The organism is Caldicellulosiruptor kronotskyensis 2002, assembly GCF_000166775.1.
GTDB classification, from domain to species: domain Bacteria; phylum Bacillota; class Thermoanaerobacteria; order Caldicellulosiruptorales; family Caldicellulosiruptoraceae; genus Caldicellulosiruptor; species Caldicellulosiruptor kronotskyensis.
Window position 1 is genome coordinate 37,838 of sequence record NC_014720.1, and the last position, 18,964, is coordinate 56,801.

Here is an 18,964-nt window from a genome sequence, read left to right on the forward strand (position 1 = left end):
ATTATGGAAAATGTGAAATATAAATTGAAAGGACACGGTTCGTTTTACATCAGAGAAGGCTGGCTTCAGAAAGGATTAAAGAAATTTCAAGCAGAAGGACCTGATTTGTTCAGCAAAAGAGAAGCAAATGAAATTTTAGGTGTTGGAGCAAATATGGTCAGTGCAATAAAGTATTGGCTTATCTCGACTGGATTATTGGAATATAGCAATGATAAAAAAACTTTATGTATTAGCTCATTGGGAGAAAAAATACGCCAATATGATCCGTATTTTGAGGACTATTTTACACTTTGGATACTTCATTATAATATTGCAACTAACAAGGAATATTGTACATTATGGTACTTATTTTTTAATAAAATAGATGTCAAATATTTTTCAAAGCAAGAGCTATTCGAACTTATGAAGGAGAAATTTGAGGAAATTTTCAAACCTACCAAATATTCAACTCAGTCTTTAGAAGACGACTGCGAATGTATCTTAAAAATGTATTTGTATAATAAGTACGAAGAAGTTTCACCAGAAGATAATTTGATCTCTCCATTTGCAAAATTAGGTTTAATTAAATTTAAAGACAGAAAAAAGGGTGTGTATGAAAAAGGAAGTCCCAATTTCAATTTATTGCCTCCATTAGTTATTTTGTATGCTCTCGTGGACTATTTGAACGGAAAAACAGCTATTGATTTAGAGGAAGTTGTCTTTGGAAGCAATGCAATTGGCAAAATATTCAATATTGATAATTTTGCTTTTTACAGATATTTGGATATTTTGGAAAAGCAAGGGTATGTCAAAATAGTAAGGACTGCAGACCTGAATACCCTTTATGTAAATTTAAATAGCAAAAATGACGTTTTGGAGGAGTATTACACTCATGAAGCAAGGAATAGATATGTCTATAACTAAATATAGTGATTTCATTGAAGTAGAAGAAGCTTATAATTACTCGATAAATTTGAGATATGATTTAAACAATTTACAAAAGGTAAGAGCTTTTATACCAACAGAAAAGAACGTAACTTTATTAAAAAATTTATTGTCGAATGTGTTGAGTAAAAATAAGAAAGCTAATATTGTTATTGGACCTTATGGGAAGGGAAAATCTTATGTATATCTTATTCTCCTTTTTATTTTGTCATTGCCTAAAGAAACTAGTAATGAAAACAGTGCAAAGATAACTGTTTTAAATGAATTAGTTGAGAAAATAGGCAGAATCGATTCACAAGTTGTTGAAATGATTGATGAAATTATAAAGAAAAAAATTTCTTATCTACCTGTGATAATAAATTACTCATATAAGGATATTCAACAAATGTTTTTTACAGCCTTGAATGAAGTAATTGAAAGAGAAAATCTTTCAAGGTTAAAGATTTTTACTTCGTTTGATGCGGCAATAGAAAAAATAAATTCATGGAGTAATGAGTATCCAGAGGCATCAAAAAAATTTGAGGAATATTTAGAACAGTTGAACATTTCAAAAAAGGATTTTGTAAACAAATTAAAAGAATGCGATTTTGAGGCGTATGACTTATTTATCACAATATATAGAAAAGTCACAGCAGGTGCAGAATTTAATCCTTTTCTTAATGATGATGTAGTAAATACATATAAAACATTTTCGTACAAGCTTAGAGAAACAGGACTATACAATGGGATTTATATTGTTTTTGATGAGTTTAGTAAGTTTATTGAAGAAGCTGTAAACGAAAAAAGGAATCCTCAGCTGAAAATAATTCAGGACATAGCTGAAGCGGTTGAGAGAGATGACGAAGGTTTAATTTACTTTGATGGAATTATGCATAAACCGTTTGACCATTATTTGAAAAATGCCTCATCAATACGGCAGGACCAATTCAGAGCAGTAGAGGGAAGGTTCCGAGAAATTTATTTTATAAATACAATGAAAGATGATTATAGTTTAATAGAACAAGTAATAAAGAAAGATGAGACAAGGTTCAACATTATTTGGAATAGACAAAAAAGCAAGATTGAAGAGATATTTTTACAGGCTAAAAGTTTGTTTTCACCTATATATAGTGAAGAAGAACTGAAAGAATTGGCTAAAAAAAGTTTTCCGCTAAATCCAGTAACGTTATTTGTATTGCCTAAATTATGTGAGTTAGTAGCCCAGAATGAAAGAACACTTTTTACTTTTTTGACTGGACGAGAAAGAGGAGGCTTTTTGCATTTTCTTGAGAAAAAGCTTAATGGGGATAATATTGAGTTACTGAATGTGGATATGCTTTTTGACTATTTTGAATTTTCATTCAAAAAAGAAATTTTTAACAAAAAGATAATAGAAATTTATTCAATTGTCCAAAGAGCTTTGCAATTAACAGATAGCGATGATGAAAGAAAGATATTGAAAGCATTGGCAATATTCTATATGGTAGACGAGATGGAAAGATTGCCACCGAAAGAGGAGTTTTTAAAATGTGCTTTGCAAATTGATGAAGATAAATTTGATCAAATTGTTCAAGATTTACTTAAAAAGAAAGTCATAATAAGGAGAAAGAGTAATCAATTTTTGGATTTTTTGGCTTCACGAATAGAAGATTTAGATGAAAAAATTAATCTGTACAAAACTTTGAAAGTAAAAGAGATAAATGTAGGACAAACAATTGAGAAGATAAGAGGTTTAGAGTTTAATTTGCCTCGAAGATATAATGATGAATTTGAAATGACAAGATACTTTTACAAAATATTTATGGAATTGAATGAGTTAGAACGTATCAATAGATATAAAGACATAGAAAATATAAGATTTGCAGATGGATATGTAATATACTTAATATGGTACAATAAAGAGGATATAGCAAAGGCAATAGAAAAAATAACACAAATAAATGATAAGAGAATTGTTCTTTGTGTGCCCCAGAGGTCATTTGAAAGGATAGAGGATTTAAGGGAATATTTAGCACTACAACTTTTAATAGAAGAAGCAAAAAAAGAACAAGATGAAACGCTCATATATAACTTAGAAATTTTGTTAGAAGATATTGAACAGTTATTGTACAATTATTTAGAAGGATTATTTGATTACAATGAATGTCAGTTTTATACTTGTGAAAAAGGTTTTCAAAAAATAGAGACTGAAAAACAGCTAAGTTCTTTTTTGTCTGATATCTGTGAAGAAGTATATTGTTTAACTCCCATAATAAATAATGAAATGATTAATAAAAACAATTTAACGCCACAAATGCAAAAGGCTTTAGCGTCGGCGATTGAGCATATTTTAAAAGGCAATTATGATATAGAAGGAAATAAGCCAGAGAAAACTATAATAAAGTGTGCTATCATAAACAAGGGTTTGTTACGCCAAGAAATTAAAGATTCAAACCTAGAAAAGGTGTTAAAAGAAGTGGAAATCTTTCTCCAGAAAGCCTGTGGTTATAAAAAATCATTTTGTGAGTTGTATGAAACCTTGCAAAACCCACCGTATGGTCTTAGAAGGGGAGTTATACCTTTATTCTTAGCTTTTAAAATAAAAAATTTACTTTCTAACACTGTGTTTTACTATAATGACAAAGAAATAGAGTTTAATCCTGCCATCTTTAATGGAATAAATGAAAATCCTGGCCAATATTCTTTACTTGTTGATGAGAATGCAGTCGAAAAAGAAAGTTATCTTGAGAAGTTAGAAAGTCTATTTAGTGATTACCTGATGGATAACAACAAAAGCAGATATGCAAAAATTTATCAAGCTATGAAAAGATGGTATTTTTCGTTACCTCCTATAACCCAAAATACTGACAAAATTGAAATAAAAGAGGTGTGTTCTGTAGAACAGTTGAAAACATTCAAAAGAGAAATTTCTAAAATAGACCAAAATCCCTTTGAGTTCGTTAGTTATAAACTTCTGAAAATTTTTGGCAGTAATTCATATAAGGAAGTTGCTGAAAAAATAAAAAAGCTTAAGATAATTCTTGATAATTATCTGGAAAATATAGTTGTAAATGTTGTTATAGAAATTAAAAATATCTTGGGTATAGAAAGTGAAAATACTTTTGCAAGTGGTTTGAGGAAATGGTATTTGTCATTACCCGAGATGACTAAAAGCAGATTTATTAATGATACAGTTAACTCTTTTTTAAGATATCTGAAGAAGTTAGAGGATTATGAAGATAAAAAAATTGTTTCTGATTTATCCTCAATTTTGCTGGGTATCGATATTTATAATTGGAATGACAATAGCTATAAAAATTTTATTGAGAAAATCAAGGATATAATTCGAACCCTGCAAGAACAAAAAAATAAATCTATCTCCGATTTTATAAAAATTTCATATAACAATGGTGACAGGGAAGAGAACAAAATAATAGAAAAGGTTGAGATTTCAGAAATAGGGAATACATTAAAAGATGCTCTTGAGGAGATATTAAATGAATTTGGAAATTCAATTGATGATACTGAGAAACTTAACGTGTTAGCTTCAATAATATTAGAACATCTAAAATAATTTAGAGGAGAGAAAAAATGAAAAAAATTATATATTTAGATAATGCTGCAACAACATATCCTAAACCTCAGATAGTTTATGATCAAATGGATTATGTCAATCGATATTTAGCTTTTAATGCAGGTAGAGGATTGTATAAAGGTGCAAAAGATGCTGAAGAAATTATTGCTGAAACCCGAGAGTTAATTGCTAAATTAGTGAACGTTAATAGAAGTGAGTATGTCATTTTATTTCCATCTGCAACAGTGGCCTTAAACGTAATCATTAATGGATTGAAATGGGATAAAGCTTTTAATGTCTATGTTTCTCCGTTTGAACATAACTCTGTCTTGAGACCTCTTTACAAGGTATCCAAAAAGGAAAATATCGAAATAAAAGAATTACCATTTAATAAAGAGACGTTTGAATGGGATATTGATAAAACTAAGAAACTTTTTGAAGAGAATAAACCTGATTGTGTTTTTATAACTCACATCAGTAATGTGACAGGTTTTATTTTGCCAGTTAAAGAAATTAGTACTTTAGCAAAACAATACGAAGCGAAAGTTATTTTAGATGCTGCACAATCAATGGGGCTTATAAATTTAGATTTGTACGAAGTGAATGCAGACTTTGTAGTTTTTGCTGGACACAAAAATTTATATGGGCCTTTTGGAGTGGGAGGCTTTATTGCGAATCCAAAAAGTTTTTCAATAGAAGCATTAGAGCCATTTGTTGTTGGCGGCACTGGTAGTGATTCACTAAACCTTGAGATGCCAGATAGCCTGCCTCAGCGGTTTGAGGCAGGTAGTCCTAATATTGTGGCAATCGCTGGATTGAATGCTGCTCTCAAATGGATATCAGAGAAAAAAGGAGAAATGGAAAGAAAGGAAAGAGAACTTACACAAATCTTAGTAAGGGAATTAAAAGATTTAGAAATCGAGTTATATTTGCCTTCAGATTTACAAAATCACATAGGAATAGTATCTTTAAATTTAGATGGATATAGAGCTGATGAAGTCAGTTATATTTTGGACAGGAGATTTAATGTTGCGACCCGGGCAGGTTTTCATTGTGCAGCGTTTGTTCATAGATTTTTAGGAACAGTTGAAAGAGGCGGAACAGTAAGAATAAGTGTGGGATATTTCAATAATGAAGATGAAATCAAATATCTTGTTGACTGCTTGAAAAAAATCATTGCTTATTAAAATTTTGATATCGAAGGTGAAAAAAGAAAAATGGGTTTTGATGAATTGAACTTGAAAATGGTTTACAGGTCATCTAATGATGATATTGTGAGAGATTTCTTGATACCTGTTTTAGAAAAAGCAGTAGTATATAAAAGGGCAGTTGGCTTTTTTTCTTCTACATCTTTAATTGAAATAACAAAAGGTTTATATGGGCTGGTGAAAAACAATGGAAAGATATACATTGTTGCTTCACCAGCTTTGACTGAAGAAGATATTGAGGCAATTAGAAAAGGATATGAAAAAAGAGCTATTATAGAAAAAAGGATATTAGAATCATTTCAAGAGCCGAAAGACTATTTTGAAGAAGAAAGACTTAATCTTTTAGCACATCTTATAGCAAAGGGTTATTTAGATATTAAGCTCGCCTTTATGGAGGATGAAAATGAAATAGGAATATATCATGAGAAGATAGGAATTATTATAGACAAAAAAGGAAACAAAATAGCCTTTACAGGGTCTTTGAATGAAACAAGGACAGCTTATATGAACAATTTTGAATCGATAGATGTTTTCATGTCTTGGATGGGAGAAGACTCAAGAATAAGAGTGGAAGAGAAAGAAAAGAATTTTGACGATTTGTGGCATGATAGAACATATAAAGTTAGAGTTATTGATTTTCCAAAAGTAGGATATGAGAGATTGAAAAAATATATGAAACCAACTCTTGATTTAGAACTTGATAAAAAACAATTCTTTGTAAATTATAAACCTGAAAAAAGAGAAAGTATATTTGTAAAACCCCAAGATTTACAATTTCGAGATTACCAACTTGAGGCTATTGAAAACTGGCTTTCTAACAATGGGCATGGAATTTTCAATATGGCAACAGGTACAGGAAAGACTGTAACTGCTCTGGGTGCTATAAGTAGACTTGCAGAAAAATTGAATTATAAAATTGCAGTTGTAATTGTTTGTCCATTTCAGCATTTGGTCGACCAATGGGCTGAAGAAGTTTACAAGTGGAATGTAAAACCCATCATTGGTTATTCGGGTTCATCTCAAAAAGAATGGTTAAGCAGGTTGAGGCAGACAGTGAGGAACTATAATTTAGGCTTCGTTCAAAATTTTTGTTTTATTACCACAAATTCGACATTTTCAAGTGATGAGGTACAGAATCAACTTGCTAAATTAAAATGCAATTCTTTATTAGTAGCTGATGAGGTCCATTATTTTGGTGCAGAAAAACTTTCAAAAAAATTGTTAGACAATTTTACATATCGATTAGGTTTATCAGCAACTATAGAAAGGCACTTTGACCCTGAAGGCACAAATAAAATTTATGATTATTTTGGAGATGAATGTATTAATTATCCGATTGAACTTGCTATTAAAAATGGAATGTTAACTCCCTATTACTATTATCCAATAGTAGGATATTTAACAGAAAAGGAACTTGTAGAGTACAACAGATTGTCCAGAGAATTAGGGAAATATATAGAAATTGATGAAGATAAATATAGAAATTATGATATAATACTAAATGAGAAGGCAAAACAGATAGCACTAAAGAGAGCAAAGATTATAGCAGGTGCCAAAATGAAGTTGGATTTATTGAAAGAGCATATAAAAGATTATGTCAATGAAAGACATATACTGGTGTATTGTGGCGTATCAAATCCATCATATGAAGATGCTGAAGTGGAAAGAGATTCAATAAATTTTGGTGTTAAACAGATTGACAAGGTGACAAAGATATTAGGTAAAGAGTTTGGCATGAAGGTTGCACGGTTTACATCTAAAGAAACCATTCAAGAAAGAGAATGGATTAAAGAAGAGTTCGAAAAGGGAGAAAAACTACAAGCGATTGTAGCTATAAAGTGTTTAGATGAAGGTTTTAATATTCCAGCGATAAAGACTGCATTTATACTTGCAAGTTCTACTAATCCAAAGGAATATATTCAAAGAAGAGGAAGAATTTTGAGATTAGCAAGGGACAAAGTATATGCTACCATTTATGATTTTGTGATATTACCAAGACAACTTGAGGAGGTTAAGCATAAAACTTGGGAAGAGATAAAATTGGATATTTCTCTGGTTAAACGTGAAATTGCAAGAATAGAAGAGTTTTGTAGAATAGCTTTAAATTCAAGTGAAGGGTATAAACTTATTGATAGGATAAAAGAAGTGTATGATTTAGATAACATAAAAGGAGCTGATAGTGATGGAAGAATATATTGACAAAGAAAAAGCTATAAGGATGTTGTTAAAAATCATCGATAAGGAAAGAGAAAATTTAAAAACAAAAAAATACAAAGATAGAGATATGGTGGAGAAATTAAAAAAGATTATTGAGGAGGAGCTAAGAAAATGATATTGAAGCAGTTAAGAATCAAAAATTTTAGACAATTTAAAGGCGAGCAAGTTATTTCGTTTCCTGTTGATGGAGATAAAAATGTAATTGTAGTTCTTGGGAATAACACTGCGGGAAAAACAACATTAATTCAAGCATTTTATTGGGTTCTGTATGGAAAAACAAATTTTAAAAATAAAGAAACTTTGCTAAATTTAGAAGAGGCTAACTCAATGAAACCGGGAGAGAAAAAAGAAGTGATGGTTTCTCTTATTCTTGTAGATAGGGGAATTGAATATACAATAACAAGAAGGCAACAATATGAGTATATTGGAACACGAAATTTAAGAGTTTCAAATTCTAAAATTGAAATGGAATATAAAGATGAGCAAGGGAATATAAGACTAATAATAAACGAACTTGATATTAAAGATTCTATAAATAAAATCTTACCTGAAGAACTTTCTGAATATTTTTTCTTTGATGGAGAACGTATTGGCAACCTTGCTAAGAGAGATAAAGATGGTAAAAAAGAGTTAGCTACAGCAGTGCGCAATATTCTTGGATTAGCAGAAATTGCAAATGCAATTGAACATTTGTCAGGTAAGCCTAAGTATAGCGTTCTTGGAATGTTAAGAAATAGCTTAGATGAGGAAGGAGAAGTGACTATAAAAAGATTAAAAATTGAAATAGATGATTTAGAAGATAGAAGAGAAGAAGTAAAAAATTTAATAAAGACATTAGAAGATGAAATAAAAAATTGTGAAAAAAAATTGACGAGATAGAGGAATTTTTGAGAGAAAACCAGGAAACAATTATATATCAGACAAAAATTGATGCTAATAAAAAGTTAATCGCTGAACTTGCTAAAACAATAGAAGAAAATAAAAAAAGAATTGAAAAATTAATTCAAGAAAAGGCATTTAATTTTCTACTTTCCCCGTTTGTTGAAAAATTGGAAACGAAGTTAAATAGTTTTTGCTTATCTTTTGAAATTGTTCCTAAAATAAGTACAGAAACCATTGACTACATAATTGAACGTGGTGAGTGTTTATGTGGAACTAAGATTTTAAAGGACAGCAAAGAGCATAGAAAACTAATAGAACTGAAAGAATATTTGCCTCCGAAGTATATTGGTACAGCAGTAAGTAATTTTTTAGGAGAAGCTTCTGTTTATAAAGATAATGGAAGGAACTTCTTTGAAGAAATAAAGGATTTATATGGGAGGATTTTGGAAAACAAAGAAGAGATAAGAAGATTAGAAGATGAAAATGAAAAAAATATGAAAGAAATAGCTGACAAGAAGAATTTAAAGGCTTATGCACAAGATAAGGAAAGATGGGAAAAATTGAAAAGAGAAAAGGAACAAGAAAGAAATGTAAGATTGATGGAGCTTGGTGCAATCGAGAAAGAAATTAGGGAAAAAAGTAAAGAATTAGAAAATCTAAGCGATAAAACTGATAAAAATAGATTTATAAAGTTGTGTATTAAGTATGTAGAATATCTTTCTGATTTTTTAGAGAAGTTTTATAAGCAAAAAGAAGAAGAAATCAGAAAAAAACTAAACGAAAAAGTAAACGACATATTTTCAAAAATGTATCATGGAGAAGATAGAAAAATATTTATTGATTCTAATTATGACTATCAACTAATAACTGAATACTTGAGTGACCAATTAAAAGATAGAGCAGATGAATCAAGAGGATTAGAAACTATAATGAGTTTTGCCTTTATTGGTGGAATAATACAATTGGCACGAGAAAAAATAATAAATACTGGTAAATCTGATTCTTCAGTTAAAAAGGATGATTTAAATTTAGAATTGGATACTGAACCATATCCATTAGTGATGGATGCTCCATTTTCAAATGTAGATGAAATTCACGTAGAAAATGTTTCGAGAATTCTTCCTGAAATAGCAGAACAGGTTATCATGTTTATAATGAATAAGGACTGGAATTATGCTCAAAGAGTATTAGCAGACAAAGTGGCAGCTAAATACGAGTTAGAAAAAGTAAGTGAAACCTATACAATTATAAAAGAAATAAGATAAATGTTGAAAAAGAATAGGAGGAAAGTATATGTTTGAAAGAGAATATGCTTTTAAAGGGAGACACGCAAAATATGTGAAAAAATTGTGCGAAGTTTTGTTCCCACGATATGTTGATGTATATATCTTAGCTCCAATTGTAGGCTTATACTATAATAAAAAAGCTTCAGTTGATAACAATCAAAATGAAACGGCTAAGATATTTGCAGAGCAGTTAGTAGCAGAAAAGCATCGCTTAGAATTTGCCTATAGATTGGTTATTCTTTGCGATAAAAATTTTCTAAAAGATGAAAGCCTTGAAGAAAGGATAAAGAGAGCTTTTTCTAATGATGAGAACATTATTAATGAAAATATGCAAATATTTGAAGAGTATGTATTAGGGGGAATAGAAGTTTTATATGAAAAAATTATTGAGGAAGATAAAGAAGATAAAGATGAATACATAGGTAAATTTATAGAGTTCATTGCTGACTTTGCAGAAGACTTTATGGCTTATGGAATTGACAACGAATTAACCAATTCAACACTTATTAAAGAAATTTTGGAGACTTTGAAAGATTAAATTAATAAAGGGAGATGATAAAAGTGGGGACTACTTTAAGAGAAATATTTAAAGCGATAGAAGAAAATAAACTTGTCTTGCCAGATTTCCAAAGGGAATTTGTATGGGAAATAGAAAAACAAAAAAGGCTTTTAGCATCATTATTAGTGAAGCTTCCGATAGGCTCATTTTTGATTTTAGAAGGAGAAAGAGGAATGTTCCCAGCTAAAAAAGTTTGTTATGTCTCAGAGTATATTAACTTGAATGAAGTAAAAGAAGAATGTGGATATATTTTAGATGGTCAACAAAGAATTTCCACATTATGTAGCGCTTTCAAAGACTATGGCAACGATATAGAAAAAATTTATAAGAATCTTAGATATCGATGGTTTTTAAGAATAAAACCGCAGGATGGAGAAGAAGATATATTTGGCTGGACAAGATTAAAATTTAACGGCTTAGATAAATATGAACCAGAACAAGTAATTGATTTTATTGAGTGTAAAAAGATAAATGAAAGAGAAAAGAATAAATGGTTTCATCCCAAATATAAAATGGAACTATTAGAAAATGACGAAATGAATAAAAGATTAAATGAAATTGCAGAGAAAGCAGCTGAAGAATACTTTGTGCCATTATATTCGATTTGGCAGTACACAGCGCATGATAAAGATCAAGACTTACATAGACAAGTCTTATATAAAATTGCAGAGAAAAGAAGAGACGAATTGAAAGCAGATATGAAAGATGGTAAGATAAAGCCAGAAGATATATTATCAAACATAAATCCTTTAATACGTCAGTATATTGAAAGTGGACTAGAAGAGAAAATTAATGATGCATGGGCATCATTAGTTGCTCGTTGGGTTGAATCGGTAGCTAGTTATTTGGAAAATTTATTTGATACAGAAATAAATTTGATTAAATTAGATAAAGATCAAATGCCACGTGCTATATCAGTTTTTGAAAGTATTAATGAGGGTGGAACTCAGTTAAGTGTTTATGATTTAGTAGTAGCTAAAGCTGCCACTCCAGATTTGATTTCTTTAACAAATAGAATTAAGGAAATTGTAATTACAAAAATTGATATATCAGATGCATTATGGGGGAATAATATAGGATCAAAACCAACAAATTGGCAAGCTAATAGAATAGGTTTAATTGAGGATAATAATATTTCAAAGTTTTTTAAAAATCAATATTTGAATTTACTCTCATTATATTCTAATGTAAAATATGGTAATGTAGACGAACTAAAAGTTGAATTAATCAAAAAATCAAAACAGTTATCCATTGAAAGAGATAAAATTAATACTAACACCGAAAAAGTAGTCAGAGCTCTGATAAAAGCAGCAGCATTTTTACATTTTAGATGTGGTGTAATAGGTGTCACTAATATTCCATATGATTTAATGATTTTGCCAATAGCTTATGTTTTTATTCATGATGATGAATTTCAATATAATAGCTTCAAAGTATGGGATGATAGGAAATCACTAAATAAAATTGAGTACTGGTACTGGGCTTCATTATTTGGTGGCGCTTATAGAGAAAGACAAAATGAGCAATGTATAAGAGATATAGTTACTTTATACAAATGGATATTTGAAAAAGACAATGAGGAGATTAATAAATATTTTAAGAGATATTATGATCGTATTTTGGAAGAAGAAGGTTACTCTAATCTGCAGGTTTTACTTAGAGAAGATCCTATTCATGATACTATTCCAAAGGCAATTGAGAAAGCAATTTTGCAATATATTATAAGTTTGCAACCACTTGACTTTAAACCAGACAAAGATATTTATATTACTGCATGGGATATTGCCGAGAACAAGATTCAAGTAAACATTCATCATATATGTCCCTTAGCAAGTGGAAAGGATATTAAGATTGGACAATCAACTAAAGCGATACGTGAGAAAAAAGACCATATATTAAACAGTCCTTTAAATATGACGTATATAAGCAAGGAAGCAAATAACGCAATAAAAGAAATGGACTTACGTATATATTTAGAGAAAATTAATCAATTAGCACGCCATGAACATTTAATGCCAGATATAAATATGCACTCAGAATACCGAGGAGAAGAGGCCTTTTTCAAAGAATTTTTAAAGAAAAGATACGAAAAGTTGAAAGATTGTATAAAAAGGGAATTAAATAGATTGTTAACTTAACTACTACCTTCAAAACAAAACATTTGCAACCCTCATAACTTAAATATAAAATAAAACTATCAACCAAAACTCAAGATGAGAGGAGAAAGATAAGATGAGAGAGGAGTTTTTCAAGGTCTTTTTAATGAGTTTTTCGCAAGAAGTCTCCATCTTCTATAAGATAGAGATGAATTGCGGTTGACAAATATTCAGTTTCGGTATACAATAAAACTGGTAATGATTATGAAATTTGACTCAAATAAACATTCAGTATTTATCAAAAGGTAAGTATACATATGACTTTGGAGATGTTGCAGGGCTCACACCTCTTCTTAAGATGTACACGGTAGGAAGCCAATTCGTTCCGCCAAGTATTCATGCAGGTGGGCTACGATATCACGGTGATTCGCCAATTGTCAGCAAGCTTTATAAAGATGGAATAATTGAAGCAAGAGCATATAAACAAAGAGAAGTTTTTGAGGCGGCAATTTTATTCGCAAGATCAGAAGGTATTATTCCAGCCCCTGAATCTGCTCATGCTATCAAAGCTGCAATAGATGAAGCAATCAAAGCACGTGAAGAAGGTGCCAAAAAGACAATTTTAGTTTCCTTGAGCGGGCATGGTAACTTTGATTTAGCTGCATATGATGATTATTTAAGCGGCAGGCTTGAGGATGTTGAGATTTCTGATGAAGACATTAAAAAATCATTGATCAAATTGCCATAAAACAGCATAAAAAACCAAGAGGGCAAGGTTATTTTCCTTGCCCTCTTAATACAAGTCCAACTTTTTTTGTTTTTTTATCAATCACAACATAGCCAAATTTGGGGAAGTTAAGTGTATATTTATAGATCGAATAACCAGAGGAATTTAATACGGAATCTGGTGCATATCTAAACCTGTAGGTTTCAGTGTCAACAAACATGTATTGGGAGTTCTTTGCTGAAAATTTCAAAACAAAACTGCCTTTTGTATCTATAAGCCCTACATAATCCTTTGTGGCAACAGCAGCCATCTGAGCAAAAAATGGACCTGCTTGAGTATATTGAGGTTTTATAACAAAATTTCCAGAAGAATTAATATATCCCCATAAATTTGACTTCATTACAGCTGCATATCCTTCAGAGAAATTTTCTGCTTTGTCAAATTGAGGTTTTATAGCAACTTTAAAGTTTTTGTCCATAAATCCCCATTTTCCATTTTGTTTAAAAGCTATTTTTCCTTCGCTGAGTTCTTTTATATCATCAAGTTGAGGCTTAACTACGTATTTTCCGTTTATATCAACAATTCCCCATTTTTTATTTTTACAAACTGCAATGAAATTGGTAAACCCAATATTTTTGACATTATCATAGTATTCTTTGCTTTTAGTTTGTGTATAACCTTTACTGGTTGCTTTTTGAAACACAAGGAAGTATTTATTGCCACTAATTTCGCTGGAAATATAATCAGGTGATGTTTTGTTTGTCTCATTTTTGTTCAAAGATGTTGCAGGCTTTGATTCATTTGCTAACATATTCTGCACAGCTTTTGTAAACTTGCTGTCTGATAAAACTTCTTCGAAAGAATTATATTTAAAGTCTACAAATACATTTCCAAAAGTATCAACAGCTCCGCACTTTCCGTCTTTAGAAGCAAGAACATATTCCAAATAAGAATTTTGCCAAACTCCATCTTTCAAGTCAAGGGCATAAAGACAGAATTCTTTTTTGTCTTCATTTGGTAAAGTGCATTTTATATAAGGATTAGGATATTTTGCGATTGGGTTGTATGAAGACACAACAACAAAGTACATTTTGTCAAACTGAGGGCTTATATAGGCTTTTTTATCCAGATTCAAAAAACCGTATTTTCCCTCTTGTTTGCAAAAATATAAATTTAGCCATGGATTTAAAACCTCAAGAGAATCTAACTCTGGTTTTACAAGAATTTTAGCGCTTGTATCCACAAACCCTGCTCTGCCATTTTGCCAGACAACAAAGATATCTTTGTAAAATTTATCCTCAATACCCATTATTGAAGGACCGTCGTAAACTACAGGCTCTATCTTATCAAACTGAGGCTTTAAAAGAACATTGCCAGATGAGCTAAGAATTCCCCATTTGCCACCTTGAAGATAAGAAATCCAGCCGTTTTCCCAGAACATCACATTTTCAAACTGCGGTTTTATATACACAAACTTTTGAGAAGAGGCTTGCTGAGAATATGCCATGGTCAAACTGCCAATGAGCCAAATAAATACCAGCAGAAAGCAAACAAATCTTTTAATTCTTATCACAAAATTTCCTCCCATTTCACAATTTTTCTTGCTAAGTTTTTCTCACTTGACATTCAAATCTACCCAAATCAAAACTATTGAAATAAAAAATGACTCCAAAGATATTATAAACAATTTTTCAAATACATTCAACTAAAGAGTAAAAAAAGTACATAGTTAATTTTTAGCATGAGATTTAGTACAATTAAATAGTGGGTATATATATCCTTGTAGCCAAAAAATATATTTAGGGAGGAGAAGTGAAAAAATTGAAGAAAGGCACAAAGATCCTTTTAGCTATTTTAGTTTTGGTTGTAGTAGCTGTGGTCTACACCTTTTCGACATACAATAGCCTTGTGCGCTTTAAAGAGAATGTTGACAGTAAATGGAGCCAGGTTGAAAATCAGCTTCAAAGAAGGGCAGACCTCATACCCAATTTAGTTAATACTGTCAAAGCTTATGCAAAACATGAAAAAGAGATTTTTGAAACTCTTGCTCAGGCAAGGTCAAAACTTTTGAGTTCAAATACAGTAGAAGATAAAGCAAAAGCAAACGATGAGCTTTCATCTGCAGTTTCAAGGCTTTTGATGATAGTAGAAAACTACCCAAATCTTAAAGCCGATAGAACATTTGTGCAGCTTATGGATGAGCTTGCTGGAACAGAAAACAGAATTGCGGTTGCAAGAAAGGATTACAATGAGGCAGTAAAACAGTGCAACATGAAAATAAAAGTATTTCCGAACGTTTTGATTGCAAGGATGTTTGGGTTTGAAGAAAGACAGTATTTTCAAGCATCAAGCCAAGCAAAGAGTGTGCCTTCGGTTGACTTTTCAAAATGAAAGGGAGAAGATTAGCAATGAAAGTAAAACAGGGTTTAGTTTGCAAAACACTTGCATTGGTGTTTATAATTGCAGTTTCAAGCCTTCTGTTTGTATCTTTTGCTGAAGCCTCCGCCCAGATTCCCAAAAAACCTGTTGAAAATGTCTACATTTTTGACTATGCAGACTTGATTGATAGCTCTGATGAAGAAGAGATGAGGGCTTTGGCAAAAGAGATAGAGGACAAATCGAAAGCAGAGATAGTGGTTGTAACAGTAGAAAGTCTTGGAAACTACACAATAGAAGAGTATGCAAATGAGCTATTCAATAGCTGGGGAATTGGCGACAAGGAACTTAACAATGGAGTTTTGATTCTTGTCAATAAGGAGAATTTACTTTCAGGCAAAAAAGGAAGAATAAGAATAGAAGTTGGATATGGTTTGGAAGGTGCAATTCCAGATGGAAAGGCAGGCTGGATATTGGATACATACGCTATTCCTGCCTTTGAAAACAAAGAATATTCGAAGGGAATAAAAGATACATTTTTTGCAGTGGCAAGCGAGGTTGCAAATGAGTATGGGATAAAAATAAATGGGCTTTCGGAATATAGTACTTCTGAAGATTTTACCCAAAATGACAGCTCTTCTACAACAGTCCATGTAGGGGATGAAGAGAAAGATATATCTGGATTTGGTGTTTTTATTGTTGTATTTCTGATAATAATCTTTTCACTTATAAACAGAAGACAAAGAAGAACATACTGGTGGGGACAAGACCCTTGGGATAAAGACCATCACCATTTTGGCGGATTTGGTGGTTTTGGTGGCGGTGGTGGTTCTTCTGGTGGTGGCTTTGGCGGATTTGGTGGAGGGTCATCTGGCGGTGGCGGTGCAAGCAGGTAAAAAGCCTGCTTTTTTTGTTTTAGAAAGTTCGCTTCTTCTCTAAGCATGGGACTTTAATCTATCAATAGCACTTCTCAAGCCCGGGATAAAGGATATTATCAAACACACGGCAAGATCAGGACCAAGATAAGTTGCATTGTAGATGGCAGAGTATACAACCGGACTTGTACCTTTTGGCGCGTATGATGCAAAAAACACAACTCCAGATATAAAGTGAAAAACAAACCTTCCAAAGCCACCTGCTAAGATTCCAAGTGCTAAATTCTTCTTGAAAAACCCAGAAAGTCCAAGAGCACCAAAGGCCAGTGGATAGTCTAAAAGTAGCTGTGCCCAGTGAACAACATATGGGTCTTGAATCAGCTGCAGTATTCCATAAGCCATGCCTGCGACAATTCCTGCAAATGGTCCAAACATATAAGCATATGCAAAAAGTGGCAGCATGCTTGCAGGTGTGATTGAACCGCCCTGTGGCATTCTGTAGAGTTTTATAAATGAAAGTATAAACGATAGTGATATAGCTACCCCACCATATACAAGAGCTTTTGTTGTGAACTTTTGTCGTTTTTGCGCAAGGTACACGAAGATACTAATAAATATCAAAACAGCAATTATCGCAAAAGAGTACCATTTCATTTTTTCAAAGTCTTTAAATATATTTTCAAGGTACTTCATTTAATTTCATCTCCCAAGCATATTTTTCAATTAATTATATCACAAAATGAATACTTAAAAAACTTACTTCATTCTGATATAATATTAAAGGACTTTTAATATTTTATTTAAGGTAAATAATCTTAGCCTATAAAAGAAGGAGAATGATACAAAAATGCAGCAAATCCGCGCGATAGTTGGCACCCAGTGGGGTGACGAAGGAAAAGGCAAAATTGTAGACTTTTTGGCCAAGGAAGCTGACGTTGTTGTTCGTGCTCAGGGTGGCAACAACGCAGGTCACACAGTTGAAGCTTTCGGCAAGGTTTTCAAGCTACACCTTATACCATCAGGAATACTTTACAACAATAAGCTCAACATCATAGGAAACGGTGTTGTGATTGACCCAGAATCTTTGATACAGGAAATAGAAAGTTTAGAAAAAGAGGGAATATCAACAGAGAACTTAAAAATTAGCGACAGAGCACATCTTGTCATGCCATACCACAAAGTGCTTGATGAAGAGCAGGAAAAACTGAGAGGCGAAGAGAGCCTTGGCACAACAAAAAGGGGAATAGGTCCTGCATATACTGACAAGACAGAAAGAACAAACCTCAGAGTTTGTGACATGCTTGATGAAGAGGAGTTTGTGCAAAAGCTAAGAACTGTTTATGAGAGGAAAAATCAGATACTTACCCATGTTTACCACAAAACACCGATGAAGTTTGGAGAACTTTTAGAACAGTTCATGAAGTATGGAGAAATTTTGAAGCCGTATATCACAGACACAATAAAACTTCTGAATGATTCAATAAAAGCTGGCAAAAAGGTTCTTTTAGAAGGTGCACAGGCAACAATGCTTGACTTAGATTATGGAACATATCCTTATGTTACATCATCACATCCAACTGTTGGTGGATTTTGTATTGGAGCTGGGATTGCACCAAAGTACATTCAAGAGGTAATAGGTGTTGTTAAAGCGTACACCACCAGGGTTGGGAAAGGTCCGTTTCCCACAGAGCTTTTGGATGAAATAGGAGATAGCATTCGTGAAAAGGGAAGAGAGTACGGAACAACCACCGGAAGACCAAGAAGGTGCGGCTGGCTTGATCTTGTTGTTGTGAGGTATGCGGTTTTAATAAATGGAATTGATAAGATTGCACTTACAAAGCTTGATACGTTATCCGGCCTTCCAAAAATAAAGGTTTGTGTTGGATACAAGTTTGAAGGAAAAGTCTTAGATCTTTTCCCTGCATCTTTGAGGGTTGCAAGAGAGTGTGAACCTGTGTATGAAGAGTTTGAAGGCTGGAGCGAAGAGGAGATAAAAGCTGCAAAAGAGTATGAAGCTTTGCCAAAAAGTGCAAAAAGATATATAGAGTTTATAGAAAAAGAGACAGGTGCAAAGGTTTTTCTCATTGGCACAGGACCGGCAAGAGAGGATATAATAATAAAAGACTAAAAGTTATTGCCAATAAAAAGCCATCCGAGAATGTAGTTGATTCGGGTGGCTTTTTGTGTTACTTTGGCAGCAGAAAAAGTGTTTTTTTGTGGGAATAACTTAACTTTTTTTGAGATTGGGTGTATAATAAAATTAAATTTTTGAGGAAAAGAGG

At 32.0% G+C, this 18,964-nt stretch carries 14 protein-coding genes and 1 pseudogene; 13 read left to right on the plus strand and 2 right to left on the minus strand.

The annotated features are described in order from the left end of the window. Positions 1–3 precede the first annotated feature (3 nt). The 10 genes and pseudogenes from CALKRO_RS00105 to CALKRO_RS00145 form a co-directional block, all read left to right on the plus strand. Positions 4–903 (plus strand): DUF4007 family protein, encoded by a 900-nt coding sequence (locus CALKRO_RS00105; RefSeq protein ID WP_013429100.1) that lies wholly within the window; start codon positions 4–6, stop codon positions 901–903. Then, positions 872–4,456, plus strand: coding sequence for a hypothetical protein (locus CALKRO_RS00110; protein WP_013429101.1), 3,585 nt, complete (start codon positions 872–874; stop codon positions 4,454–4,456). The genes CALKRO_RS00105 and CALKRO_RS00110 overlap by 32 nt, the downstream gene beginning before the upstream one ends. Before the next feature lie 17 nt (positions 4,457–4,473). Then, on the plus strand, positions 4,474–5,643 hold the full coding sequence (locus CALKRO_RS00115) for an aminotransferase class V-fold PLP-dependent enzyme (RefSeq protein ID WP_013429102.1): 1,170 nt from the start codon (positions 4,474–4,476) through the stop codon (positions 5,641–5,643). A gap of 30 nt (positions 5,644–5,673) precedes the next feature. Next, the gene (locus CALKRO_RS00120) at positions 5,674–7,863 is read left to right on the plus strand and encodes a DEAD/DEAH box helicase family protein (RefSeq protein ID WP_013429103.1); all 2,190 of its coding nucleotides are present in this window, start codon (positions 5,674–5,676) and stop codon (positions 7,861–7,863) included. After that, positions 7,847–7,996: a hypothetical protein gene (locus tag CALKRO_RS13585; RefSeq protein ID WP_013429104.1), complete on the plus strand. Its 150-nt coding sequence runs from the start codon at positions 7,847–7,849 to the stop codon at positions 7,994–7,996. Before CALKRO_RS00120 ends, CALKRO_RS13585 begins: the two co-directional genes overlap by 17 nt. Continuing rightward, the gene (locus tag CALKRO_RS00125; RefSeq protein ID WP_041741447.1) at positions 7,993–8,760 is read left to right on the plus strand and encodes an AAA family ATPase; all 768 of its coding nucleotides are present in this window, start codon (positions 7,993–7,995) and stop codon (positions 8,758–8,760) included. The genes CALKRO_RS13585 and CALKRO_RS00125 overlap by 4 nt, the downstream gene beginning before the upstream one ends. A gap of 8 nt (positions 8,761–8,768) precedes the next feature. Beyond that, on the plus strand, positions 8,769–10,028 hold the full coding sequence (locus CALKRO_RS00130) for an AAA family ATPase (protein ID WP_041741449.1): 1,260 nt from the start codon (positions 8,769–8,771) through the stop codon (positions 10,026–10,028). Between the two features lie 28 nt (positions 10,029–10,056). Next, positions 10,057–10,587, plus strand: coding sequence for a hypothetical protein (locus tag CALKRO_RS00135; protein WP_013429105.1), 531 nt, complete (start codon positions 10,057–10,059; stop codon positions 10,585–10,587). A gap of 23 nt (positions 10,588–10,610) precedes the next feature. After that, complete coding sequence (locus CALKRO_RS00140; RefSeq protein ID WP_013429106.1) at positions 10,611–12,746, plus strand: DUF262 domain-containing protein; 2,136 nt, start codon at positions 10,611–10,613, stop codon at positions 12,744–12,746. 253 nt (positions 12,747–12,999) lie between these two features. Then, positions 13,000–13,452, plus strand: a pseudogene (locus tag CALKRO_RS00145) (pyridoxal-phosphate dependent enzyme); the annotation flags it as partial. A 28-nt stretch (positions 13,453–13,480) separates the two neighbouring features. On the opposite strand, the gene CALKRO_RS00150 reads toward CALKRO_RS00145, so the two are convergent. After that, positions 13,481–15,004: a WG repeat-containing protein gene (locus CALKRO_RS00150; RefSeq protein WP_013429107.1), complete on the minus strand. Its 1,524-nt coding sequence runs from the start codon at positions 15,002–15,004 to the stop codon at positions 13,481–13,483. A gap of 248 nt (positions 15,005–15,252) precedes the next feature. Here CALKRO_RS00150 and CALKRO_RS00155 point away from each other — a divergent pair, with 248 nt between their 5' ends. Both CALKRO_RS00155 and CALKRO_RS00160 read left to right on the plus strand, forming a co-directional pair. Beyond that, entirely contained in the window at positions 15,253–15,822 is a 570-nt protein-coding gene (locus CALKRO_RS00155) for a LemA family protein (RefSeq protein ID WP_013429108.1), read from the plus strand. 17 nt (positions 15,823–15,839) lie between these two features. After that, entirely contained in the window at positions 15,840–16,703 is an 864-nt protein-coding gene (locus CALKRO_RS00160) for a TPM domain-containing protein (protein ID WP_013429109.1), read from the plus strand. Between the two features lie 39 nt (positions 16,704–16,742). Here CALKRO_RS00160 and thiT read toward each other — a convergent pair whose 3' ends face one another. After that, positions 16,743–17,375: an energy-coupled thiamine transporter ThiT gene (gene thiT, locus CALKRO_RS00165; protein ID WP_013429110.1), complete on the minus strand. Its 633-nt coding sequence runs from the start codon at positions 17,373–17,375 to the stop codon at positions 16,743–16,745. A gap of 154 nt (positions 17,376–17,529) precedes the next feature. Between thiT and CALKRO_RS00170 the strand changes: the two genes are divergently transcribed. Continuing rightward, complete coding sequence (locus tag CALKRO_RS00170; protein ID WP_013429111.1) at positions 17,530–18,810, plus strand: adenylosuccinate synthase; 1,281 nt, start codon at positions 17,530–17,532, stop codon at positions 18,808–18,810. Positions 18,811–18,964 lie beyond the last annotated feature (154 nt).